General features: G+C 31.6%; 23 protein-coding genes. 4 read left to right on the top strand and 19 right to left on the bottom strand.

Annotation, left to right across the window (positions count from 1 at the left end; translation table 11 throughout):
• Positions 1–3: 3 nt before the first annotated feature.
• The 11 genes from M890_RS0114915 to mraZ form a co-directional block, all read right to left on the bottom strand.
• Positions 4–723 carry a cell division protein FtsQ/DivIB gene (locus M890_RS0114915; RefSeq protein WP_028284286.1) on the bottom strand — a complete coding sequence of 240 codons (720 nt, stop codon included), beginning with the start codon at positions 721–723 and terminating at the stop codon, positions 4–6.
• The gene (murC, locus tag M890_RS0114910) at positions 713–2,065 is read right to left on the bottom strand and encodes a UDP-N-acetylmuramate--L-alanine ligase (RefSeq protein WP_028284285.1); all 1,353 of its coding nucleotides are present in this window, start codon (positions 2,063–2,065) and stop codon (positions 713–715) included. Before murC ends, M890_RS0114915 begins: the two co-directional genes overlap by 11 nt.
• On the bottom strand, positions 2,065–3,171 hold the full coding sequence (gene murG / locus M890_RS0114905; protein WP_028284284.1) for an undecaprenyldiphospho-muramoylpentapeptide beta-N-acetylglucosaminyltransferase: 1,107 nt from the start codon (positions 3,169–3,171) through the stop codon (positions 2,065–2,067). Before murG ends, murC begins: the two co-directional genes overlap by 1 nt.
• A 56-nt stretch (positions 3,172–3,227) precedes the next feature.
• Complete coding sequence (locus tag M890_RS0114900; RefSeq protein ID WP_028284283.1) at positions 3,228–4,436, bottom strand: FtsW/RodA/SpoVE family cell cycle protein; 1,209 nt, start codon at positions 4,434–4,436, stop codon at positions 3,228–3,230.
• Positions 4,437–4,481: 45 nt separating this feature from the next.
• Positions 4,482–5,819, bottom strand: coding sequence for a UDP-N-acetylmuramoyl-L-alanine--D-glutamate ligase (gene murD, locus M890_RS0114895; RefSeq protein ID WP_028284282.1), 1,338 nt, complete (start codon positions 5,817–5,819; stop codon positions 4,482–4,484).
• Positions 5,820–5,862: 43 nt separating this feature from the next.
• Complete coding sequence (gene mraY, locus M890_RS0114890) at positions 5,863–7,095, bottom strand: phospho-N-acetylmuramoyl-pentapeptide-transferase (RefSeq protein ID WP_028284281.1); 1,233 nt, start codon at positions 7,093–7,095, stop codon at positions 5,863–5,865.
• Positions 7,096–7,157: 62 nt separating this feature from the next.
• Positions 7,158–8,621: a UDP-N-acetylmuramoyl-L-alanyl-D-glutamate--2,6-diaminopimelate ligase gene (locus M890_RS0114885; RefSeq protein ID WP_028284280.1), complete on the bottom strand. Its 1,464-nt coding sequence runs from the start codon at positions 8,619–8,621 to the stop codon at positions 7,158–7,160.
• The gene (locus M890_RS0114880; protein WP_051437562.1) at positions 8,618–10,570 is read right to left on the bottom strand and encodes a PASTA domain-containing penicillin-binding protein; all 1,953 of its coding nucleotides are present in this window, start codon (positions 10,568–10,570) and stop codon (positions 8,618–8,620) included. The genes M890_RS0114885 and M890_RS0114880 overlap by 4 nt, the downstream gene beginning before the upstream one ends.
• Positions 10,571–10,632: 62 nt before the next feature.
• Positions 10,633–10,950 carry an FtsL-like putative cell division protein gene (locus M890_RS0114875; protein WP_028284278.1) on the bottom strand — a complete coding sequence of 106 codons (318 nt, stop codon included), beginning with the start codon at positions 10,948–10,950 and terminating at the stop codon, positions 10,633–10,635.
• A gap of 2 nt (positions 10,951–10,952) precedes the next feature.
• A complete protein-coding gene (gene rsmH / locus M890_RS0114870) occupies positions 10,953–11,852 on the bottom strand; it encodes a 16S rRNA (cytosine(1402)-N(4))-methyltransferase RsmH (RefSeq protein ID WP_232219162.1) in 900 nt (299 codons plus the stop codon).
• Entirely contained in the window at positions 11,836–12,306 is a 471-nt protein-coding gene (gene mraZ, locus M890_RS0114865; protein WP_028284276.1) for a division/cell wall cluster transcriptional repressor MraZ, read from the bottom strand. Before mraZ ends, rsmH begins: the two co-directional genes overlap by 17 nt.
• A 279-nt stretch (positions 12,307–12,585) precedes the next feature.
• On the opposite strand from mraZ, the gene M890_RS0114860 reads away from it, so the two are divergent.
• Both M890_RS0114860 and yihA read left to right on the top strand, forming a co-directional pair.
• On the top strand, positions 12,586–13,350 hold the full coding sequence (locus M890_RS0114860) for an alpha/beta fold hydrolase (protein ID WP_028284275.1): 765 nt from the start codon (positions 12,586–12,588) through the stop codon (positions 13,348–13,350).
• Positions 13,351–13,421: 71 nt separating this feature from the next.
• Positions 13,422–14,027, top strand: a complete 606-nt coding sequence (gene yihA / locus M890_RS0114855) for a ribosome biogenesis GTP-binding protein YihA/YsxC (protein WP_028284274.1) — start codon at positions 13,422–13,424, stop codon at positions 14,025–14,027.
• A 90-nt stretch (positions 14,028–14,117) separates the two neighbouring features.
• On the opposite strand, the gene M890_RS0114850 is transcribed toward yihA, so the two are convergent.
• The 4 genes from M890_RS0114850 to M890_RS0114830 all read right to left on the bottom strand — a co-directional run bounded on the left by M890_RS0114850 (position 14,118) and on the right by M890_RS0114830 (position 18,129).
• Entirely contained in the window at positions 14,118–14,966 is an 849-nt protein-coding gene (locus M890_RS0114850) for a pseudouridine synthase (protein ID WP_028284273.1), read from the bottom strand.
• 76 nt (positions 14,967–15,042) lie between these two features.
• Positions 15,043–15,948, bottom strand: coding sequence for a geranylgeranylglycerol-phosphate geranylgeranyltransferase (locus M890_RS0114845; RefSeq protein ID WP_028284272.1), 906 nt, complete (start codon positions 15,946–15,948; stop codon positions 15,043–15,045).
• Between the two features lie 141 nt (positions 15,949–16,089).
• Positions 16,090–17,019 (bottom strand): mevalonate kinase family protein, encoded by a 930-nt coding sequence (locus tag M890_RS0114835; protein ID WP_028284271.1) that lies wholly within the window; start codon positions 17,017–17,019, stop codon positions 16,090–16,092.
• A 27-nt stretch (positions 17,020–17,046) separates the two neighbouring features.
• Complete coding sequence (locus tag M890_RS0114830; protein WP_028284270.1) at positions 17,047–18,129, bottom strand: diphosphomevalonate decarboxylase; 1,083 nt, start codon at positions 18,127–18,129, stop codon at positions 17,047–17,049.
• 206 nt (positions 18,130–18,335) lie between these two features.
• Here M890_RS0114830 and M890_RS0114825 point away from each other — a divergent pair, with 206 nt between their 5' ends.
• Entirely contained in the window at positions 18,336–18,896 is a 561-nt protein-coding gene (locus M890_RS0114825; RefSeq protein ID WP_028284269.1) for a TetR/AcrR family transcriptional regulator, read from the top strand.
• Here the strand turns inward: M890_RS0114825 and M890_RS0114820 are convergent.
• The 3 genes from M890_RS0114820 to M890_RS0114810 are packed head-to-tail and all read right to left on the bottom strand — an operon-like array spanning position 18,893 to position 21,324.
• Positions 18,893–19,426 carry a DUF1697 domain-containing protein gene (locus tag M890_RS0114820; RefSeq protein ID WP_028284268.1) on the bottom strand — a complete coding sequence of 178 codons (534 nt, stop codon included), beginning with the start codon at positions 19,424–19,426 and terminating at the stop codon, positions 18,893–18,895. The two genes, M890_RS0114825 and M890_RS0114820, sit on opposite strands and share 4 nt — an antisense overlap.
• Positions 19,427–19,429: 3 nt before the next feature.
• The gene (locus M890_RS0114815) at positions 19,430–20,641 is read right to left on the bottom strand and encodes a BaiN/RdsA family NAD(P)/FAD-dependent oxidoreductase (protein ID WP_051437561.1); all 1,212 of its coding nucleotides are present in this window, start codon (positions 20,639–20,641) and stop codon (positions 19,430–19,432) included.
• Positions 20,638–21,324: a glycerophosphodiester phosphodiesterase gene (locus M890_RS0114810; RefSeq protein ID WP_028284266.1), complete on the bottom strand. Its 687-nt coding sequence runs from the start codon at positions 21,322–21,324 to the stop codon at positions 20,638–20,640. Before M890_RS0114810 ends, M890_RS0114815 begins: the two co-directional genes overlap by 4 nt.
• An 85-nt stretch (positions 21,325–21,409) precedes the next feature.
• Here M890_RS0114810 and M890_RS0114805 point away from each other — a divergent pair, with 85 nt between their 5' ends.
• Positions 21,410–22,216 (top strand): SdiA-regulated domain-containing protein, encoded by an 807-nt coding sequence (locus tag M890_RS0114805; protein WP_028284265.1) that lies wholly within the window; start codon positions 21,410–21,412, stop codon positions 22,214–22,216.
• On the opposite strand, the gene M890_RS0114800 is transcribed toward M890_RS0114805, so the two are convergent.
• A complete protein-coding gene (locus tag M890_RS0114800; RefSeq protein ID WP_028284264.1) occupies positions 22,211–23,497 on the bottom strand; it encodes a DUF2254 domain-containing protein in 1,287 nt (428 codons plus the stop codon). The two genes, M890_RS0114805 and M890_RS0114800, sit on opposite strands and share 6 nt — an antisense overlap.
• Positions 23,498–23,504 lie beyond the last annotated feature (7 nt).

Raw genomic sequence — 23,504 nt, 5'->3', positions numbered from 1 at the left:
AACTTATGCTTTTGTGCAAACAACTTGATTACCAAATTGTAAGTTTACTATACTATAATTATCTAAAACTTTATCTTTTGTAGCCTTTAAGTAAAAAGCTTTTAGATTATTAATTTTTTTGTCCAATTGTTCTAAACTGCCTAATTTGACTACAAAATCACACTGTCTTAACTTAAGGTTAATTGTGCTGTTTTTATTTTGATGAATTTGCACCACATGCTTTTTCAAAAATTGGTCTTCTTGAATTTTTGTTGCTATGGTATAAACTTTTTCTAAGTCGTTTTTATTGACAAATCCGGTTACCATTGGTACGCGTTCTGTGTAGTTTTTTGATAGTGGCATATAGCCACCATTGCTATCTACATAAAAAGACGCGTCTGCTACCACTCTGGCAATAGGCGTTTTTTGTTTTACTTTGGCTGTTAACTTACCTGTTACGCTAACGTAAACATCTGCAAACTCGACAATTGGATTTGCATTTAGGGTCGTCTCTAACAAATTCAAATCTAAAATTTCTTTAGACTTGTTGGTAACACTTTGTTGATTTTGTATTAACAACTTACTAACATCTTCATGTGTGATAAATAGGTTTTTATTCCCAATGAATTCTACATTAGGTTTTGACACTAATCGTTTACCACTTCTTGCTGAAGAGAAGGCATACAAAAACACTACTAAACCTAGTAGTAATCCCATTTTTATATAGCTCCAATTAGCTTTCATTTAATAATTGTTTTTTAATTTTTGATACTTCTGCACCAATATCTCCAGCTCCAATTGTTAATACAATTCTGGCTTTACTATCTTTTATATGCTGAACAACAGTCTGTTTAGTTACTAATTTTTTATTTTTATTATCAATCATATCTAATAACCAGTCCGATGTAACACCTTGTATTGGTATTTCTCTTGCAGGATAAATATCTAAAAGCAAGACTTGGTCAAACTGCGCTAAACTTTTTGCAAAGTCTTGTGCAAAATCTTGTGTTCTGGAAAAAAGATGTGGTTGAAAAACTGCAACCACCTTATCCTTTGGATACATTTCTCTGACTGCTTGATGCACTGCATTAATCTCTTCTGGATGGTGTGCATAATCATCAATAAAAACTAAGTCATCTGTTTTAATTTGATATGTAAATCTGCGTTTAACACCCTTATAAGATGCTAATGCTTTTACTAATTGATCTTGAGGCAAACCATACTCTAACGACATAGCTAATGCGACTAGTGCATTTGATAAATTATGTCTACCAGGTAGATTAAATTTAAATTGTTTTAACACTGTTTTTGGTGTCTTTACATCAAAAACATAAGCACCATTTTGTATGGTAATATTTTGTGCAGAATAGTCTGCATTATCCTCTATACCATAAGTTATCCCTTGTAAAGGCAAGCCATTTTTTACAAATAACTTACCATTAGGCTTTAATTTTTTAGTAAAAGCTTCAAACGTTTTAATTAGCTCTGAAGCGTCTCCATAAATGTCTAAATGGTCTGCATCCATGGAAGTAATGCATGCCATATCTGGACTTAAAGTAAGAAAGGATCTATCAAACTCATCTGCTTCAACGACACTTACTTTATCACCATTTAGTATAAGATTGGAATTATAATTTTCGCTAATACCTCCTAAAAAAGCTGTTAAGTCAACATTACATTCATTTAACAAATGTCCTAAAATACTAGTAGTTGTTGTTTTACCATGTGTACCAGCTACTGCCAAACAAAACGAATTTTCTGTTATAAGACCTAATATTTCAGAACGCTTTAGAACTTTAAATTTATTATCTAAAAAGTAATTTAATTGCGCATGATTTTTAGGAACTGCAGGCGTATAAACTATTAATGTTGTTTCTGGATTTAAATAACGCCCCTCTAAGTTATTGATGTCATCACTAAATGTAACAGTAATACCTAAATCTACTAAACTATCAGTGATATCTGTTTTAGTTTTATCATAGCCACTAACCTGTTTACCATTTGCGTTAAAATAACGTGCAATAGCAGACATACCAATACCTCCAATACCAATAAAATAGATGTTATGTATGTTATTTAAATTCATTATTTAGTTAATAGTTTTTCAACTTGATCAGCTATATCTTTTGTTGCATTAATTAATGCTAGTTTTTTTATATTTTGACTTAACTCTTCTTGCTTTTCTTTTGAAGCCACTAATTGTCCAAATTTATTTTTAAAGTCTACTTTTAAATCTTCTTGAGCAATTAATATGGCAGCGTTTTCTTTTACTATTGCATTAGCATTTTTTGTTTGATGGTCTTCTGCAACATAAGGAGAAGGCACAAACACTACTGGTTTACCTACTATACAAAGCTCGCTTACAGAGCTAGCTCCTGCACGAGATATAATAAAATCTGCTGCTGCATATGCATAATCCATTTTATTAATAAACTGATGTACTTGCACATGTTTTGTATTGCCATACAACTTATATGTTTGATAATATAGCTTACCACATTGCCAAATGACTTGGATGTTTAGCGTTTGCAAAAAATCAAGCTCATTAACCATTAACTCATTAATAGCTTTTGCACCTAAACTTCCGCCTAACACAAGTAAGGTTTGTTTACCTTCTATTAAATTAAAATGCTTAATCGCTTCGGCTCTTTTTGAAGAAATATCTAACAAATCTTGCCTAACAGGATTACCTGTTTTTATGATTTTTTCTGAAGGAAAAAAGCGTTCTAAACCATTATAAGCTACACAAACTTTAGCTACTTTTTTAGACAGCAATTTATTGGTAATTCCTGGATAAGAATTTTGTTCTTGTATTAAACTTGGAATACCTTTTAAAGCTGCAATATGTAATAATGGACCACTTGCAAAACCGCCTGTTCCAATTGCAACATCTGGTTTAAACTGATTAATTATTTTTCTAGCATTCCATAAACTACTAATTAGTTTAAATGGAAACATCATGTTTTTAAGCGTTAATTGACGTTGGATTCCCGAAATCCACAATCCTTTAATTTGGTAACCAGCTTGTGGCACCTTCTCCATCTCCATTCTATCTTTTGCACCAACAAATAAGAATTCTGATTCTGGATAGCGCAACTTCAACTCGTTAGCAATCGCGATTGCAGGATAGATATGGCCTCCTGTGCCTCCACCTGATAATATTATCTTATATGCTTTATTTGTATTACTCACTTTACTTTTTAAACTACGTATTGAAAATAGATTTAGCCTATATTTTTTTTTAAAATTTAATCTTCCAATGTTTCTGATAAAATATCTAATGGATTGGTTTCATCAGAATCTTTTTCACTTTTTATAATTTCTTCTCGTTTTGCGCTTACACTTAAAATTATTCCAATTGCCAAACAAGTCATCCATATACTTGTTCCTCCACTACTAATTAATGGTAGTGTTTGTCCAGTAACAGGAAACAACTCTACAGCTACAGCCATATTAATCATAGCTTGAAAAATTATTGGTAAGCCAACACCCAATACTAATAATTTTCCAAAAACGGTATCTGCTTTTTGAGCTACTATAATAATCCTGAATAGCAACCACATATACAAAACCATTAAGGCTAGACCTCCAATTAAACCGTATTCTTCAACAATTATGGCATAAATAAAATCGGAGGAAGATTGAGGTAAAAAGTTTTTTTGAATACTTTTTCCTGATCCAACACCAACTATTCCTCCAGAAGCTATAGCTATTTTTGCTTTTTCTATTTGATAATCCTCTTCAGTATCTTCGTTATTAAAAAAACTATCAATTCTACTTATCCAAGTGTCTACACGATTTGGCATAGCATCTGGAAAAGCTTTAGCAACTAAAATAAACATTGTAAGACCAACTAAACCAACTAATCCCATTGCCATTAAATATCTAATAGGATAACCTCCTAAAAATAACAAGGCACTAGTCATTACAAATATTATTGCTGTAGTCGAAAAGTTTGATGGCAATATCAATGCCAAAATTATAAAAATTGGAACCCATAAGGGTAAAACAGACTCTTTAAAAGTTATTGTTTTGTCTTTAATTTTAGACAAATACCTTGCTATGTAAACCATTAAAACAACAGCTGCCAATGTTGATGTTTGAAATGACATATTTACAAACGGAATCCTAATCCAGCGACTTGCATTAGCACCATCAATAGTAGTCCCTTGTAATATTGTTAAAATTAACAACACAAATACAATAGGCATCATAACCATTGACAATCCCCTAAAATAACGATAAGGGATTTTGTGCACTCCGTACATAATAGAAAAACCTAAAAACAAGTGCATTAAATGCTTAATAAAAAAACCAAAGGTATTACCGTCTCCACCAATGTATGCCAAATTACTTGCAGCACTATATACTGGTAAAAACGAAAATATAGCTAATAGCGCAGAAATTGCCCATATTAACTTATCGCCTTTTATATTATTTATTATTGTGTTTTGCATTTACTTATTTAGTACTAACTAGATTTTAAACAACTTGATATACTATTAAAGGTTTCTTACAGCTTCTTTAAACTGTCGACCTCTATCTTCATAATTTTCAAATAAATCAAAGCTTGCACATGCAGGAGATAATAACACACTATCACCAGCCTCTGCCAACTTGTAAGCTATTTTAACAGCTTCACTCATAAACTGTGTTTCTACAATAACATCGACCATTTTACCAAAGCTTGCCAACAGCTTTTCGTTATCAACACCAAGACAAATGATAGCCTTAACCTTTTCGTTAATAAAAGGATATAATTCTTGATAATTATTCCCTTTATCTACACCACCAACAATCCATACCGTAGGAGACTCCATGCTATCTAAAGCAAAATAAGTCGCGTTTACATTGGTAGCTTTAGAGTCGTTTATGTACTGCACTTTATTGATTTTAAGTACATTTTCTAAACGATGCTCTACACCTTGAAAATTTTCTAAACTTTCGCGAATGGTTTGCTTTCTAATTTGTAATAAATGTGCTACTGTTGAAGCAGCCATAGCATTTTTAGTATTGTGTTTTCCTTCTAGAGCGATATTTTTTGTTGGCATAATTATCTGATTATTATCTATTGTTATTATAATGTTGTCTTGATCCAAATACGCACCATTTTGTATTGTTTTAGTTAACGAAAACGGTAATAATGTAGCTTGAATGTTATTGTTGTTTATATATTGCAAAATCACTTCGTCATCTGCATCATATATTAAGTAATCTTCTTTTGTTTGATTTTGGGTAATCTTAAATTTTGAAGCGATATAATTATCAAATTTATAGTCATATCTATCCAAATGATCTGGCACTATATTGGTAATAACAGCAATGTTTGGCTTAAAATTGATGCAACCATCTAATTGAAAGCTACTTATTTCTAGAACATAATTTTTATAATTATGCTCAAAAACTTGTTTTGCAAAACTATCTCCAATATTACCTGCTAACCCAACATCTATCTCTTGTTTTAACACATGATGCGTTAACATAGAGGTTGTTGTTTTACCATTACTACCTGTAATGGCTACAATGGTCGCGTCAGTAAATTGACAGGCAAATTCTATTTCAGAAATTACAGGCACACCTTTATCTATAAGCACTTTAACTATTGCCACTTTTTCAGGAATCCCTGGACTTTTCATTACAAAATCTGCCTCAAATATTTTATCTTCAGTGTGTTGCTCTTCTTCCCATTCAATCTCATTATGTATAAGAACATGCTTGTACTTTTCTTTTATTTTTCCTTTGTCAGAAACAAATACAGCATAGCCATTTGCCTTTCCTAAAAGTGCTGTACCAACACCACTTTCTCCACCTCCTAATATGACTAATTTTTGTTTTTTCATTTATACTTAAACTTATAGACTTGTTTATTTTGAGTCTTAGCTTTTATCTTAATTTTAATGTTACTATGGACAGTATTGCTAGAAAAATTCCAACAATCCAAAAGCGAGTTACTATTTTACTTTCGTGATAACCCTTTTTTTGATAGTGATGATGCAAAGGAGACATTAAAAATATACGTCGTCCTTCTCCATATTTTTTTCGTGTAAATTTAAAATAGCTAACCTGCAAAATCACTGATAATGATTCTGCGAAAAAGATTCCGCATAATACAGGTATCAACAACTCTTTTCTTACTGCTATTGCTATTACAGCGATAACACCACCTATTGTCAAACTACCTGTGTCACCCATAAATACTTGTGCAGGATATGTATTATACCATAAAAAACCGATTAAGGCTCCGACAAAAGCTGCTATAAACACAACCATTTCACCTAGTCGTGGTATAAACATCACATTAAGATAATCTGAGAATACGATGTTACCAGAGATAAAAGCAAATATTGCCAATACAAAAACTATAATTGCCGAGCTACCAGCTGCTAACCCATCTATACCATCCGTTAAATTGGCACCATTAGAAACTGCTGTAATTATAAAAATTACGATTGGTATAAATACCAACCATGCGTATTTAGCATAATCGTCTCCCATCCATGTCACCAAATTTGAATAATCAAACTCATTATCTTTTACAAAAGGAATGGTTGTTTTTAGCGACTGCTCTTCCACATTAAATTCTCTTTCAGAACTTTGAGTTATTAATTCAGTTTCAAAAACTGGATTAACCTTTTCTGTTTTGATAGTAATTCCTGGATGGAAGTACATAATCGAACCTACAAATAAACCTAAACCTACTTGCCCTAACACTTTAAACTTTCCGCTAAGACCTTTTTTATCTTTTTTAAATACTTTTATGTAGTCATCCGTAAACCCAACTGCTCCCATCCATAACATGGTTACAATTAACATAATGACATATATATTATCTAATCTAGCTAATAACAATACTGGCAACAGTGTTGCAAGAATTATAATAATTCCACCCATTGTTGGTGTGCCTGCTTTTTCTAATTGTCCATCTAATCCTAAATCTCTAACAGACTCTCCTACTTGCTTTTTTTGTAGCGCTACAATTATACGTTTACCAAATATTGTAGAAAATAACAATGACAATATAATAGCCATGGCTGCCCTAAATGTGATAAATTGAAACACACTAGCACCAGGGAATTGGTAGTTTTTTTCTAAAAATTCAAATAAGTAGTATAACATTTATATTGCTTTTATTTAGCTAAACCGTTTTAATACTGTTACGATTAGCATAATTTCATTTATTATTTTTGTAATTGCTTTAAAAAATCCTGAACTATTTTAAAATCGTCAAAATCATGGCGCTTTCCGTTTATCTCTTGGTAAGTTTCGTGACCTTTTCCTGCTATTAAAATAATATCGTTTGGATTTGCTAATTGACAAGCTGTTTTAATAGCTTGCTTTCTGTCCACAATTGACATTGTTTTTTTAAAATTTTGTGGCTCGACACCTTTTTCTATATCATCTATAATTACTTCTGCTACTTCTGTACGTGGATTATCACTTGTAAAAATAACTTTAGTACTTAACGCTGAAGCTATGTGACCCATTTTTGGACGCTTAGTTTTATCCCTATCTCCACCACAACCAACGACAGTAATTACGTCCTCGTTTTTGGTTCTGATATCATTAATAGTTTCTAATACATTTTGCAACGCATCTGGTGTATGTGCATAATCTACAATAGCTGTTATTTTTTGATCAGAAATTATAAATTGAAAACGCCCACTTACACTCTCTAACTCGCTAATTAATCGTAACGTTTCCTCTTTTTCAAGACCTAAAAGTTCTGCTGTAGCAAAAATTGCAAGAATATTATACGCGTTAAAATTTCCGATTAACCTAACCCAAACTTCATTATCATTTAGCTTTAACAACAATCCATTAAACTGATTTTCTAAAATCTGAGCCTTATAGTCTGCAAAGCTTTTTAAAGCATACGAATATTGTTTTGCTTTAGTGTTTTGAAGCATTATGCTTCCGTTTTTATCATCACCATTAGTTAATGCAAATGCAGTTTTAGGCAATTCGTCAAAAAATCTTTTTTTAACATCTCTATATTCAGCAAACGTATCATGATAATCTAAATGATCATGTGAAAGGTTTGTAAATATTCCGCCTTCAAACCTTAAACCTAAGGTTCTGTTTTGATGAATTCCATGAGAACTAACCTCCATAAAGCAAAACTCTACACCTTCATCATTCATTAACTTTAAGTACCTATTGATAGTTAAAGAATCTGGTGTGGTATGCGTTGCAGGAAACTCCTGATTATCCACCATAACTTTTACTGTGGAAAGCAAACCAACTTTAAAACCTGCTTTTTTAAACAGTTGATACAAAAGCGAAGCAATTGTGGTTTTTCCATTAGTACCAGTTACACCTACTAGCTTTAAGTTTTCTGAAGGATTTCCATAAAAATTTGAAGCCATTATTGCTAAAGCAGCACTTGAATCATCCACTTTAACATATGTAATTCCAGTTTTAATAACATTTGGAAGCTCCTGACAAATAACAGCAATTGCACCTTGCTGTATCGCACTTTCTATATACTGATGCCCATCCGTTAGACTACCCTTAACAGCCACAAAAACATCGTTAATTGCTACATTACGAGAATTAAAATGAATATTGCGCACTAAGATATTTGTACTACCTACAACAGTATCTAATGTTACCTTATATAATATGTCTTTTAATGCTATCACGAGGCTTCTAAAACTATAGTTTGATTATCTTTTAATTTGGTGTTTTTATTAACTGACTGACTTTTTACAGTCCCTTGACCTTGACACTTTACATTTACTTTTACGTTCATGTTTTCTAACAAAGCCATAGCATCCATAACAGGTAATCCTGTTACATCTGGCATAATTGTTTTGTAAGTATTTGCTATTTTATAATAACTCTCATACTCTTTATCCACTTTTACATCGTTAACATTTAGTGATGCTACCTGATCAATTAATGGTGTGTCTGTAAAAATTTTTTGAGCTATTTTTTTAAATACTGGACCAGAAACGTCAGCACCATAAAACCCTTTTTTAACACTAGGTTTATGGATTACAACAATGCAAGAATACTTAGGATTATCTACAGGAAAATATCCTGCAAATGAAGAAATGTAACGTGGGTTTTTAGCCCAGTCGTCCATCCAATATTCTACCCTTGCAGTTCCTGTTTTACCACACATAGAAAAATAGTCCGAGTATAACGATCTACCAGTACCTTTTACAACAACATTTTTAAGCATTTCTTGAGCTGCACGCAATGTTTCGTCAGAACAAATCTTCTTGTTAATAATCGTTTTATCAAATACCTCAATTTGCTTATTCAAATCCCTTACCTCTCTAATAAATCGTGGCTTAACCATAACTCCATTATTAGCAACAGCATTATAAAAAGTTAGGGTTTGTAAAGGTGTGATTTTAAGGTTATATCCATAAGCTATAGACGGTAAAGCATTACGACTCCATTTACCATCTCCTGGTCTTGGAATCATAGGTTGACCTTCTCCTTTTATAGAAATTCCTAATTTTTTATCTAAATTCCAACTACTTAAAATATCTATAAAACGGTTTGGATCCTTTGCATAGGCATTGTCTACAATTGTAGCTAATCCAATATTTGAAGAGACTTCAAAAGCTCTTGCTGCAGAAATTTTTCCGTTTCCATGAGAATCCTTTATGCCTCTACCATAAAATACTTTGTAACCGTTTCCTGTATCAACAATATCTGACGTGTCTATTTTCTTATCCTCAAGCGCAGCCATTAAAGCCATTAACTTAAAGGTAGATCCAGGCTCATGCGCTTCATAAACCGCATAGTTTCTTTTTTCCCAATAATGACCTGACGCTGTTTTACCTAAATTAGAAATAGCTCTAATTTCACCTGTTTCAACTTCCATTACCACAACAGTTCCATGCTCTGCTTGATACAATTCTAATTGCTCTAATAACGCATGGTGTGCAATATCTTGAATATTAACATCTATTGTCGTGTACACATCAAAACCATCTTTAGGCTCTACTTGATCGTAATCCAAAATAGGTTTCCACTGTCCTTTTCCAATTTTTTGTTTTAGACGCTTACCATCTTTTCCTCTTAAATAATCGACACCAAAAGCACCATCAATACCTGCTCTAGTGACATTACCTTCATCATCAGTACGCTCATAACCAATAGTCCTTTGCGCGACTTCACCTAAAGGATGTTCTCTTTTAACTTTTTGTTCTACTATTAAACCACCTTTAAAAGCTCCTAATTTTAATAATGGAAATTCTCTAAACTTTAAATACTCTGAGTAGCCAATATTTCTAGCCAATAAAAAATAACGGTTTTTATTAGCTCTAGCTTTCCCTAGTTCTTTTTGATAAAAACTTGAAGGTTTACCTGTATATTTTGATAAGGCATCACTTAATGGCTTTAAGTTGGCTTTAAAATTTTTATCTGAAGGTGTAATTGCGTCAAATAATATGTCATACTTAGGTATTGATGTTGCCAACAAACTACCATCTGCAGAATAAACGTTACCTCTGTTTGCTGGAATAACCACGTCCTTAATAGCACGCTTATCTGCCAAAGCCCTATACTTATCACCTTGAACAACCTGAATGGTTAACAATTTTCCAACCACAAGCAGTCCAAAGATGAACATACATCCTGCGACAAAATATAATTTGTTTAATATGTTCTTTTCGTTTACTGCCACGAGTGGAACTAAGTTTGCGGTTTAACAATTATTTTTTTTGGCGGAATAACAGAAGGCGCCAAACCTTTTTCTTTCATTTTTTTTACAACAGAAGATTCCATTTTTAACTGCATCAGTTTTGTTCTTCCATCATACAACTCGGATCGCAACTCTTTAACCTGATTATTAAGTTTTGCTATTTGATGCACTTTTTTATCTAAACTATGCGAGCTAGCTATCATTACAATTGCTAAAACTGAAATAAATATGATTAGCTTCCAGTTTTTAAATGAATCTTCACTGACTAAAAAAGTCCCTCTTAATATGCTATAGATACTTTTTTTCAATGTTATATTTTTTCAGCAATACGCAACTTTGCACTTCGCGCTCTGTTATTAATTTTAATTTCTTCTTTAGTTGGGATTATTAATCCTCCAACTTTTTTTAATGGCACTTCAAAACGACCAAAAACATCGCGTTCTGGCTCTCCTTCAAACAATCCATTTCTAATAAATCGTTTTACCAATCTATCCTCTAAAGAGTGGTAAGAAATTAAACTTAATCGTCCTTCTAATTTTAAAACCTCAGGTGTTTGTTGTAAAAACTCTTTTAAAGCTTCAATTTCTTGATTCACCTCTATCCTAATAGCTTGATAGATCTGAGCCAATATTTTGTTTTCGTGCTTAGGCGACAAAAATCTTTGTAACACCTTTTTAAGCTGATCACTAGTTTTAATTATTTCATTTTTACGATGCTCTACAATTAAACCTGCCATTGCTGGTGCAGAACGAAGCTCTCCATATTGCGCCAACACTTGCCTTAACTGCTCCTCATCATATTCATTAATCACATGAAACGCAGACAGCGTGTCATTTTGATTCATCCTCATATCTAAATCCGCTTCAAAACGTGTAGAAAACCCTCTAGAAGCCACATCAAATTGATGAGACGACACACCAAAATCAGCCAAAATACCATCCACTTGCTTTACACCATGAAAGCGTAAAAAACGTTTGATATATCTAAAATTTTCATGAATTAGAGTAAATCTTGGATCGTCAATTGCATTTTCTAACGCATCTACATCTTGATCAAAAGCATACAGCTTTCCGTTTTCACCCAAACGACTTAAAATCTCCTTACTGTGTCCACCTCCTCCAAAAGTAACATCCACGTAGACTCCATCTGGCTTTATAGCCAAACCATCTACTGTTTCGTTTAATAATACTGGATTATGATATGCTGTCATATTCTTCATCTTGACCCATTACCTCTTCAGCTAAATCAGCAAAATCATCTGCTGCATCATCAATAGCTTTTTCATACTTCGTTTTATCCCAAATTTCTACAATATTAACAGCTGAAGACATCACGATATCCTTAGCTATAGAAGCAAACGCTACCAAATCTTTTGGAATTAACAAACGACCATTAGCATCCACTTCAACAATTTTTACTCCTGCAGTAAACCTGCGAATAAAGTCATTGTTTTTCTTTTTAAAACGATTAAGTTTGTTCATTTTTTGCATTAATACATTCCATTCTTGCATTGGATATAATTCCAAACATTCCTGAAACACAGCACGCTTTAAAACAAACCCATTTTGCAACTCAGGATCCAACTGTTTTTTCAGCGCAGCAGGCAGCATAAGGCGTCCTTTTGCGTCTACTTTACATTCGTATGTTCCTATTAATGAGTTCACAACCGTTTTAAATTGTCAGAATTTGTAAAAATCAAATATATTGAAAATTTTACCACATTTTACCACATTTTACCACTTTGTTGATAAGTATTCCAATTTTAACACCTTTTAGCAAGTAAATCACACTCAAGCTTAAACAAAGTCAGTAAAATTAAACAAAGTGACAAGTGGGAATTTTTACTTTTTATTAACAAGAAAGACACTGAAGTAAATGATTAAAATGTCTGTTTTTTAAATGAATTAGTTATATTTGCTTTTGATGTAAACTACTAGCCATTAATGACGCGTATACTTAAAAAAGAAGGAAAATTCAACTATATTGAAGTTGGTGAAGGACAACCAATAATTGTACTTCATGGACTAATGGGAGGCTTAAGTAATTTTGATGCTGTAACCACTTTTTTTAGCACAAAGGGTTACAAAGTAATCATTCCAGAACTGCCTATTTATAGCATGTCCTTACTTAAAACAAACGTTAAAGCGTTTGCTAAATACTTATACGATTTTATAGCTTTTAAAGAACTAGATAACGTCATTTTGTTAGGCAACTCATTAGGAGGGCACATTGGCTTATATCACTCAAAAATGCATCCCGAAAAAGTAAAGGCATTAGTTATTACAGGTAGCTCTGGATTGTATGAAAGCGCGATGGGAGGAGGCTACACCAAACGTAGTGACTATGAGGTTATTAAAAAGAAAGCCCAAGAGGTATTTTATGATCCTGCAGTTGCAACTAAAGAAATTGTAGATGAAGTTTACGAAACCGTAAACGACCGTAATAAGCTGATTAAAACTTTAGCAATAGCAAAAAGCGCTATTAGACATAACATGGCTAAGGACTTACCTAAAATGAATATTCCAACTTGTATAATTTGGGGTAGAAATGATGGTGTTACTCCTCCAGAAGTTGCTGAAGAGTTTAATTTACTTCTTCCAGACTCTGATTTATTTTGGATTGAAAAATGCGGTCATGCTGCCATGATGGAACATCCTGAAACTTTTAATCAAATATTATTTGATTGGTTTAAAAAACGTGATATTTAATATATCATATCCTAAAACAAACCTTAATCTAAGATTTTTGGTTTTAGCCAAAAACAAAAACTAATATAGTAATGCATATTAAATCTGCCGAATTTGTAACCAGTAATTCTGATGCTTCAAAGTGTCCAAAAGATCGCTTGCCAGAATATGCTTTTATAGGCAGAAGTAACGTTGGAAAGTCGTCTTTAATCAACATGCTTACCAGTAGAAAAAGTTTAGCAAAAACTTCTGGAAGACCAGGAAAAACACAACTTATAAATCACTTTATAATTAACAAAAATTGGTTTTTAGTTGATTTACCAGGTTATGGATATGCCAAGGTATCAAAAAGCACAAAAAAAGTTTTCCAAAAATTTATTACACATTATTTTGAAAACAGAGAGCAATTAGTAACAGCGTTTGTATTAGTAGATATTAGACACAAACCTCAACCTATTGATCAGGAATTTATGCAATATTTAGGCGAAAGCGGAATTCCTTTTTCTATCATATTTACAAAAGCAGATAAGTTAAAACCAAAAGCTATTGAAAACCACGTTGAAGACTACAAAACAATATTGTTAGAAACTTGGGAAGAAATGCCTAATTACTTTATCACTTCTTCAAGCAAAGACATTGGTAAAGATGATGTCCTAAATTATATTGATGGATTAAACGAAAATATAATTATTGAATAACATCTACCTAAAAACACATTAACATTAGATTATTACAAACAAAAAAAAACTCGCTTAAACAGCGAGTTTTTTTCTTAGATCACAAGTAAATTACATCATTTTTAATGTATTAACTTCTTGCTCTGATAGTATTTTCCAATTTCCTCTTGGTATATCCTTTTTAGTTAAATGCGCTATTTGCACACAATCAATTCTAACTAACTCATATTTTAAATGCTCAAAAATTGTATGTAAAATAGTGTTACCAGTATTTTTAATTTTTACACCAACTTCGTTTTTTGTATTGTTGACGTAATCAATTTCTTCAACACCTACTTGTTTACCTTCAACCTTAAATCCTTCTCTAATTTTTTTAAGGTCTTCCATTTTTAAATTTTTATCTAACTCTAAATGAAATAATCTTTCTACACCTTTATTAGAATTAGTAAAACGCTCTACAATTTTTTCGTCATTAGTAAAAAGTAATAAACCTGTGGAGTTACGTCCTAAACGTCCAATAGGCTTAATTCTAGAACTTGTTGCATTAGCAACTAAATCCATAACCGTTCGTCCTTTTTGCTCACTTGTAGTCGTTGCAAACCCCTTAGGCTTGTTTAATAAAACGTAAGCCTTTTTCTCTGGATTAATTCTAGCTCCATCATATCGTACTTCATCGTCTAGCTTAACTTTATAACCCATTTCTACCACAACCTTACCATTTACGGTAACTAAACCCATTGCAATATGTTGGTCAGCTTCTCTACGAGAACACATACCAGAGTTAGCAACGTATTTATTTAATCTGATTAAATCAGAATTAGTATTGCTAGTAGGTTTTGTTTTTGGAGCAACTTTCTTTTTAATAGGCGCATTGCCTCTAGCAAAAGTTTTACTCTTAGCATTACCACTTCCTCTTCCTGAAGACTTTCCTTTATCATTGCCACCTTTATGTCTACTCATAATATAATTTTTTGCAAATCTACAACGAATTTTTCATCTGTTGTTAATTATCGTATGAATGTTAGTGATTTAACCTTTAAAGTATTCGATTTAATACTAAATCAATATTGATTAGCAGTATACTAAACACTCCTGCTACTATAATTATTTTCAAGATATTATGCAACCATAAATAGTGTGTTTTGGTTACAGATCGCCACAATAAAAACAAATAGATAACTAATAACACCTCACAGACATAAAAATACACATACATGTATCCTATGTCAAATTTGGTTATTAAAAAATAGACTGGAAATAATGTAGCAACAACCAGAACGCTAATCATTTTTTTGGATGTACGCTCACCATACACTATTGGAATAGTCCTATAATTAAGCGTTAAGTCTCCTTTAATGTTTTCTAAATCCTTAGTTAATTCTCTAATAGCAATTATTAAAAATAAAAAAGTAGCATGTACAAACACAACAGACTTAAAATTATGATAATACACAAAGATTACAAAAAAGGGAGTTAATGTCAATATGGACGACACTACATTGCCTATAATTGGCATTTTTTTTAATTTATGTGAATAAAACCAAATCGCAAAAATATAAAATGAAAAAAACAACACTGGCTTAAAAGACACGTAACTAGCCATTACTACTGCAGAAAAATTGAGTACAAAATAAAAGGATAACTTAGTATTTTGACTAACCAACTTATCCAACATGGTTTTGTTAGGCCTATTGATTAAATCTTTCTCAGAATCGTAAAAATTATTAATTATGTAACCTCCTGCTATTACTGCAGCTGTTGCAAGCACTAACATTAAAAGATTAACATCAAATAGCACGTTTTTTAAAGGCTTGTCTGATGCAAATATGTATATGGAAGCTAAATATTGTGCTAGCACTACAACTAAAATGTTGTAGCCTCTAACTACAGAAAACATACTAAAAAACTTAAGAAAAATATGTTTTTGCTTTCTAGTTAGCATTAATTATTTGTTTGCTAATAATTTTCTTAAAACTCTGTAAACAACATATAAAATAGCACTAGTAAAAAGAAAAGCAAATACCTGTATTAAAAATAGGCCTAAAGAAAAATCTGTTAACGTTGCTTCCATCTATAATTAATTTTAAAAATTATAAACAACTTCTAATTTATAGTCCTTTAATGCTTGTTGTGCTTTTTTAATATCTGGTGTAAATCCTAAGATATATCCTCCTCCACCAGAACCACAAAGTTTTAGATAGTAGTCATTAGTCTCTATTCCGTTTTTCCATAACTCATGAAACTGTGCTGGAATCATTGGCTTAAAGTTATTTAGCACCACTTTAGACAACTGCTTAGTATTTTTAAATAGTGATTTTATATCTCCTTTTAAAAAGTCTTCTACGCAAGCATCTGTATGCTTTATAAATTGATTTTTAAGCATAGTCCTAAACCCTTCTTGCTTCATGTTTTCCATAAAGATACTAACCATTGGAGCAGTTTCTCCGATAATACCAGAGTCTAATAAAAACACAGCACCTTGACCATCGCTACTTTGCATAGGAATACCAGTTGCTTCGATATTTTCTTTAGAATTTATTAAAATTGGTAAACTTAAATAGCTGTTTAAAGGGTCTAAGCCAGAAGATTTTCCATGAAAGAAAGATTCCATTTCAGAAAAAATCGCTTTAAGCGATAACAACTTTTCACGTGTCAAGTTTTCTAAAACAGTAATTTTATCTTGTGCATACTTGTCGTAAATAGCTGCAACTAATGCACCACTACTTCCCACTCCATATCCTTGTGGAATTGAAGAATCAAAGTACATACCTGCATTTACGTCTTTATTTAACGACGGTATATCAAAAACGACTAACGAATTGTCTATTTTAGATAAATAGTCTGCAAAGCGTTGTAAGCTTTTGTTAGATTGTTGGGCTACTTCCGATGGATTATCCTCCATTTTTAGCGCACCATTATAAAAATTATAAGGTATTGACAGACCTTTAGAGTCTTTAATTATACCGTACTCTCCGAATAATAAAATTTTTGAATAAAATAAAGGGCCTTTCATAAGCAATTATGCATTGGTTTTATAAAATTACAATTGTTTTGCGCCAAAACCAATTTTATCGCAAATATAATGACCGTTTTGACAATATGCAACTAACTGTGCCTTAATGAATTCATAAATTTCATCTTTATATTTATTTGGATATAAGACATGTACATTAGCACCAGCATCTAAAGTAAAGCAAACTGGTAAGCCTGTTTCCTGTCTAAATTGCCAGATTTTATTAATAATTTGTAGTGTATTAGGCTTCATTAATATAAAATAAGGCATACTTGTCATCATCATAGCGTGTAGCGTCAAAGCTTCACTTTCTACTAAAGCCATAAATTGATCTAAGTCTCCTGATTCTAAAATCGATTTGATTTTAGTTATATTCTCTATTGCTTGATCAAAACGCTGGATAGCAAATGGGTGTCCATGCATTAAATTATGACCAACTGTGCTACTAACTTGTTTTTCTCCTTTATCGACTAATAATATCGTGTCATTATAATCTTTAAAAATCTCGTGAACTTTATATGGGTATTTTACACCAAATAAATCGTTACTACTTTTAATATTAGGATGATGACCCCAAACTACTAAATCCCCTTCCAAACTTCTACAAGCACTACCAGAACCTAATCTTGCTAAAAAAGATGCTTTTTGTATAAATTCTTCTTCAGTTAAATTTGGGTTTAATTGCTTTTCTATGCTCATTATGCATAATGCCAAAGCACTCATACCTGACGCAGATGATGCAATACCAGAACTATGCGGAAAGGTGTTTTTTGTTTTAATAGTAAATTTAAATTCTTTTAAAAAAGGCACATAACTTTCTATTCGCTTAAAAAACGTTTCGATTTTAGGATGAAAGTCAGGCTTTAATACTTCATCTAAATAAACTTCAAAATCAAAACTATTATGCTCTTCATTTTTTTTACTATAAATCAGCTCTGTTATTGTCTTACAAGAATCTAGTGTAAAACTAATTGAAGGGTTTTCGGGAATTTGATGTTCTTTTTTTCCCCAATATTTGACTAATGCAATATTACTTGGAGACGACCAAGTTACACTTCCATTATTTAGCTTATTTTGATAGTTTTTTAATAAAAAACGCGTTAAATCCATCTAACAATTAAATTTATACAAATATAGCTTTAATATTTAAACTAATTTATTAATTTTGGCGACCGAATGATCATTCAATTTACTGATTAACAACCCTTAACAAATCGTTTGTCTTTCTAAAAATATTATATTGTTAACTGATAGGTAAAAAAGTCCCCTTAAGACTTTGCTTCACCGCTTTTTACCGCAAAATACAACCTGTCTAAATGGACAAAAAACAACGTATAATAATCACTATGTTAGAATTAGTGGTTAAACAAGGCGTACATGCTACACCTATGTCTCAAGTTGCCAAAGAAGCTAATGTAGCTGTTGGCACTATTTACCATTATTTTGAAAACAAAAATGAGGTCATCCAAGAATTATACAAGATGATTGTAAAAGATTATGGTGTCGTTTTAATGGCTAATTTACCTGAAGAAGATTTTAAAGCTCAATTTGAAATTATGTGGACCAACCTATACAGTTACTTTGTTGGAAACCCCTTAGCTTTTAAATTTGTAGAATATGTTGCTGCTCCACCAATTATATCTAAAGAGATTGTTAAGCAATCTGTACCTTACATTGCAAATATTAGAGATTTCTTTTTAAAAGGAATTGAAGAAAAGCAAATCAGAAATGTACCTATTAGATTAATATTACAAATGGCTTTTGGATCTGTAATATCTGCTGTTAGACTTAAGTTTAACGAAGAGTTAGAGATGACAAAAGAAGAAATTGATCTGGCTATTGAAATGTCTTGGGATGCTGTTTGTTACAAAAACTAATTATTTATTAGCGACATCACTTTAGTAAGTGTTTTATAATTTCTGGCAGTAGCCTTGATTTTTAATTTATTTTCAAAAAAATTACTATTTGCCTTTGTCCTACCATAACCTACACTTGAATAAAGATAGATACATTGGTTAGATATGGTAAATTTTTCATTTGGAAAATCATAAGCGGATAACGCAGTGATTTGGCTTTGACTGGGAGCATTAAAAAGCAGTGCAAAATAACTGTTTTCTTTTTCTGCATCAATAAAAGGACAATCCTTTAATATTAAATCAAGGTCTACTTTTGTTTTTACTAAAGTTGGTATATTTAAGCCAAAACTTTCTAAAATAGATTGCTCTATTTTAGTGGCAATTGCTATTTTATCATTTAATTGTGTTTTTAGCACAATGTTACCTGTTTGGATATGGGTTTTCACATCTTTAAACCCCAAATCTGTTAACATTTGACGTAAATCTTGCATAGCAATTTTATTGTGTCCACCAACATTAATTCCTCTTAAAAAGACAAACAGCGTTTCCATAAGTTAAGCTTCAATATTTTTAGCAACAATGTAAGCTCCTGTCCAAGCATTTTGGAAATTAAATCCACCTGTTAAGGCATCAACATTTATAATTTCGCCTGCAAAATATAGATTGCTATGCAATTTACTTTGATAATTTTTAAAGTTTACTTCCTTTAAGTCTATTCCTCCAGCAGTTACAAATTCTTCTTTAAAAGTACTTTTTCCGTCTACCTTAAAAACTGCAGTTGTAAGTTGGTGTGCTAAATCGTCTAATTGAGATTTATTTAAATCTGCCCAACGTGTATCCTCTGTTATTCCAGCTGCTAAAACCAACGTTTTCCATAAACGTTTTGGCATATCAAACTGAGCGGATTTAAGCACTGTTTTTTTTGACAAATCTTGCTTAAATGTTTTTAAATTAGAAAGCGCATCTTCCACATCTTGATTTATAAAATTAACTTCAATATTAAATTTATAGTCTTTCTTAGCTAGCTCTAAAGCACCAAATGCAGATAACTTAAGGATTGCTGGCGCACTCATTCCCCAATGAGTAATAAGTAATGGTCCTGAAGATTCCAACTTAGTACCAATTACTTTAACTGTTACATTTTGCGCAACAACACCTGGTATATCTTTAATCCTATTATCATTAATATTAAAAGTAAATAAAGAAGGTACTGGCTTAACAATTGTATGTCCTAACTGCTCTAAAAAAGACCAAATTTTAGGATTACTTCCTGTTGCAACGATTAATTTTTTAGCGGAAAATTGATTGGATTTTGTAACCACTTCCCATTGATCATTTAAAGGATTAAAACTAGTAACCGACTGATTGGTTAACACCTCAACGTTATATTTGTTAGCTTCGTTTAAAAAGCAATCAATAATGGTTTGCGAGTTATTACTTGTTGGAAATATACGTCCATCATCTTCAATTTTTAATGGCACACCTCTGTTTTCAAACCACTCCATAGTATCTCCTGTCATAAAGGTGTGAAAAGGTCCTAAAAGTTCCTTTTCTCCTCTTGGATAATAACTGGTTAATTCTTGCGGAACAAACTCGGCATGCGTTACATTACAACGTCCACCACCAGACACTTTAACTTTGCCTAGTACATCTTTACCTCTTTCTAAAATGGCAATATTTAAATTGGGATATAACTCGCCAATATTTATAGCTGCAAAAAAACCAGCTGCTCCACCACCTATTATTATTACATCATACTGTTTCATAATCTATCCGGAAAATCACTTATTATAGCATCAACATTATACCTTTTCATACGCTCAATAGCCTGTTTGGTGTTTACTGTCCACACATTTACTTTGTAGCCAGCATCTTGAGCTTGCTTAACATTATCCTTACTTAATAATGCCAAATTAGGATGTATAGCTTTAGCATTAATTTTTTTTGCCAAAACTAATGCTTGATTTACACTAGCTTTTGTTAAAACCCCTAAAGGTATTTTAGGATTGTGATTAAACACATCAACTAGCTCTTTTTCTTGAAAACTACTAACTATAAAATTGTCCATGGTCCAATTTTTAGTATCAATATAGTCTTGTATTATTGCGCATGTTGGCTTAGCAGTATTTTCACCTTTTAATTCAATATTAATTATTATTGTATTATTTATTACCTCTAATACTTCGGTAAGTGTTGGGATACTATATAATTTTTCAACCTTTAACTGCTTTATTTCTGATAAAGTTAATTTACCTATTTCTCCTGTACCATTAGTTATTCTGTCTAATGTAAAATCATGAAAAACAATAAGCTCTCCAGTTTTACAGACGTGTACATCAATTTCGATCCCATCTACACCTAAATCCATTGCTTTTTGAATGGAAGCTAAGGTATTTTCTGTCACATATCCTTTGGCTCCTCTGTGACCAAATTTTAATATTTCACTCATTAATTTTATAAATACTTTAAGATTACAAACTTTAGCATAGTTTGTTATATGCTTATATTTAATCTTATTTTAAACATGACAATTTATGACTTTTCAATTAAAACCAATACTAGTTTCAGCATTACTTTTTATGTCTTGCAATACAGGAAAACTGACTGTTTTAGGATCCATAGATAGTGATTTAGACGAAGCCTCAGCAGCACAATTAATTAGTGGCTCTAATCTAGTTTGGACCATTGAAGATGCAGGAAATAAAAACAATGTTTATGGTTTAGATAAAAAAGGTCACATAATTAAAGATGTTGATATAAGTAATATTAAAAACCATGACTGGGAAGACTTAGCTGCTGACACCAATGGGAATTTATACATTGGTGATTTTGGAAACAACTCTAGAAAACGAGATCATTTTTTTATATACAAAGTTAAAAACTTAGCAAATACGACCGATAAAACCGAAGCTGAAACTATCCGCTTTACACTACCTGATGATATGAAATCTGAAGATTTTGAAGCCTTCTTTTTATGGAAGAACCACTTCTATATTTTTAGTAAAGAAAGCAAAAAAACAATGGTTATTAAGGTGCCTAACAGCATAGGAAACCATGTTGCCACCTACGTAACAGAATATAAATTAAAAGGTAAAGATACACGTGTAACATCTGCAGATATTAGTCCTGATGGCTCTACAATTGTGCTATTAAATCATGATAGAATCTGGAAGCTTACTGACTTTAATACAGACGCATTTTTTAGTGGTGGTGTAGAAAGCATCTCCTTAAACCATGACAGTCAAAAGGAAGGTGTTTGTTTTAAAGACAATACCACAATCTATATTACAGATGAGGATTCTGGCAAAGAGGACAATAATATTTATAAGTTTAAACTATAAATTAAAAGACTGCAATCTATTGTTTATATACTTTAAATCTTCTTGATTATTTATAGCACTATTAGCATCAATAGACAAAAGTTTGACCTCCTTATTTATATCTGATAGATAGCCTTTATTATCACAATCTATATTAAAGGCTAAGTGCTGAAACATGTTAATTAACTTGTTAACTATAATAACATCATGCTTAGCATAAGTCCTTATTGGAGCTAACACAAAATATAACAGCTCTTTAAATGTCACAGAGTTAATTTTTACTAAGGGTTGACTATCCTCAAACAAAATACTTATATCATTTTTGTACATTCTGATTTGAAAAAGTTCTGCAAGATAATCTATAGCAATAATTGTTGTTCCTGGATCATTAATTCCGGGTGACATCGCTTTTACTGCTATTTCAGTTATTTGTTTAAAGCCTAATACGTAGTTATCTTCAATAATTTCGTCTCTAGAAAAATGAAAATACTTGAATAACTCTTCTAGACTTTCATCGTTTAGCTTAGTCTTACTTTTAAATAATGGTTTATCCTTGTAAACGTATTGTCCTTTGATAGTGATAATTTCAAATTGATTGTTGTTTTCTTTAGCAAACTGAATAATTGGATCTAAGACAATATCTTGTAAAAATCCAGTTTCAGGTGATTTATAAACCGTCCAATTATCAGTATCCGGAAATTTTTGATTGGAATCTTTCTCGGAATTAATAAGCTGATCCAATCTGTTTTTAGCTTCATTAAATAGACGTTGCATGATATTGTGTACCTGAATTTCTTGAGAAATAGAATGTATAAAATATATAAAAGCACCTAAGCAAATTACCATAAATACAATAGCCAATAATACTGAAAACCCTGGTAATTGGTTTTCTCCTCCATCAGGCTCTATACCTACCATGGTAAAAATACAAAACAACAAAGTTGCGTTATAAATCCCTAGTATTTTTTGATGACGTTTATTAGAAATTAAACCAGGTAAAACTCTAGGCGAAAAATTACTAGAGGCTTGATTTAGCAATACCATAACCATGGAAAAACTAAATACCATTATAGAAATTAATCCTGCAATAAATGTAGTTAAAATATTAAATGCAGTTTGAGTGTTATTAATGACCAATAAAGGCACATTATCTGCTAAGTAAGAGGATATTCCTTTATTTTCTGCATAGTACATAAAAAAAGCAAACACCAATCCTGTAAGGCTATAAAGCGTAGGATAAAAGGCTATTTTGCTTTCTAGCTTTTTTAAATATTCAAAACCATTAACTATTACATTTTTCATTAATTGG

The sequence above is a fragment of the Olleya marilimosa CAM030 genome (assembly GCF_000518485.1).
Taxonomy (GTDB): domain Bacteria; phylum Bacteroidota; class Bacteroidia; order Flavobacteriales; family Flavobacteriaceae; genus Olleya; species Olleya marilimosa.
The sequence above is the reverse complement of the archived record's forward strand: the minus strand, read 5'-3'. Positions and strand labels throughout refer to the sequence as shown.

Coding starts and splice junctions, on each gene's coding strand:
- M890_RS0114915 (WP_028284286.1), bottom strand. CDS start 723: ATGAAAGCTAATTGGAGCTATATAAAAATGGGATTACTACTAGGTTTA.
- murC (WP_028284285.1), bottom strand. CDS start 2,065: ATGAATTTAAATAACATACATAACATCTATTTTATTGGTATTGGAGGT.
- M890_RS0114900 (WP_028284283.1), bottom strand. CDS start 4,436: ATGCAAAACACAATAATAAATAATATAAAAGGCGATAAGTTAATATGG.
- murD (WP_028284282.1), bottom strand. CDS start 5,819: ATGAAAAAACAAAAATTAGTCATATTAGGAGGTGGAGAAAGTGGTGTT.
- mraY (WP_028284281.1), bottom strand. CDS start 7,095: ATGTTATACTACTTATTTGAATTTTTAGAAAAAAACTACCAATTCCCT.
- M890_RS0114880 (WP_051437562.1), bottom strand. CDS start 10,570: ATGTTCATCTTTGGACTGCTTGTGGTTGGAAAATTGTTAACCATTCAG.
- rsmH (WP_232219162.1), bottom strand. CDS start 11,852: ATGACAGCATATCATAATCCAGTATTATTAAACGAAACAGTAGATGGT.
- M890_RS0114860 (WP_028284275.1), top strand. CDS start 12,586: ATGACGCGTATACTTAAAAAAGAAGGAAAATTCAACTATATTGAAGTT.
- yihA (WP_028284274.1), top strand. CDS start 13,422: ATGCATATTAAATCTGCCGAATTTGTAACCAGTAATTCTGATGCTTCA.
- M890_RS0114850 (WP_028284273.1), bottom strand. CDS start 14,966: ATGAGTAGACATAAAGGTGGCAATGATAAAGGAAAGTCTTCAGGAAGA.
- M890_RS0114845 (WP_028284272.1), bottom strand. CDS start 15,948: ATGCTAACTAGAAAGCAAAAACATATTTTTCTTAAGTTTTTTAGTATG.
- M890_RS0114835 (WP_028284271.1), bottom strand. CDS start 17,019: ATGAAAGGCCCTTTATTTTATTCAAAAATTTTATTATTCGGAGAGTAC.
- M890_RS0114830 (WP_028284270.1), bottom strand. CDS start 18,129: ATGGATTTAACGCGTTTTTTATTAAAAAACTATCAAAATAAGCTAAAT.
- M890_RS0114825 (WP_028284269.1), top strand. CDS start 18,336: ATGGACAAAAAACAACGTATAATAATCACTATGTTAGAATTAGTGGTT.
- M890_RS0114820 (WP_028284268.1), bottom strand. CDS start 19,426: ATGGAAACGCTGTTTGTCTTTTTAAGAGGAATTAATGTTGGTGGACAC.
- M890_RS0114815 (WP_051437561.1), bottom strand. CDS start 20,641: ATGAAACAGTATGATGTAATAATAATAGGTGGTGGAGCAGCTGGTTTT.
- M890_RS0114810 (WP_028284266.1), bottom strand. CDS start 21,324: ATGAGTGAAATATTAAAATTTGGTCACAGAGGAGCCAAAGGATATGTG.
- M890_RS0114805 (WP_028284265.1), top strand. CDS start 21,410: ATGACTTTTCAATTAAAACCAATACTAGTTTCAGCATTACTTTTTATG.
- M890_RS0114800 (WP_028284264.1), bottom strand. CDS start 23,497: ATGAAAAATGTAATAGTTAATGGTTTTGAATATTTAAAAAAGCTAGAA.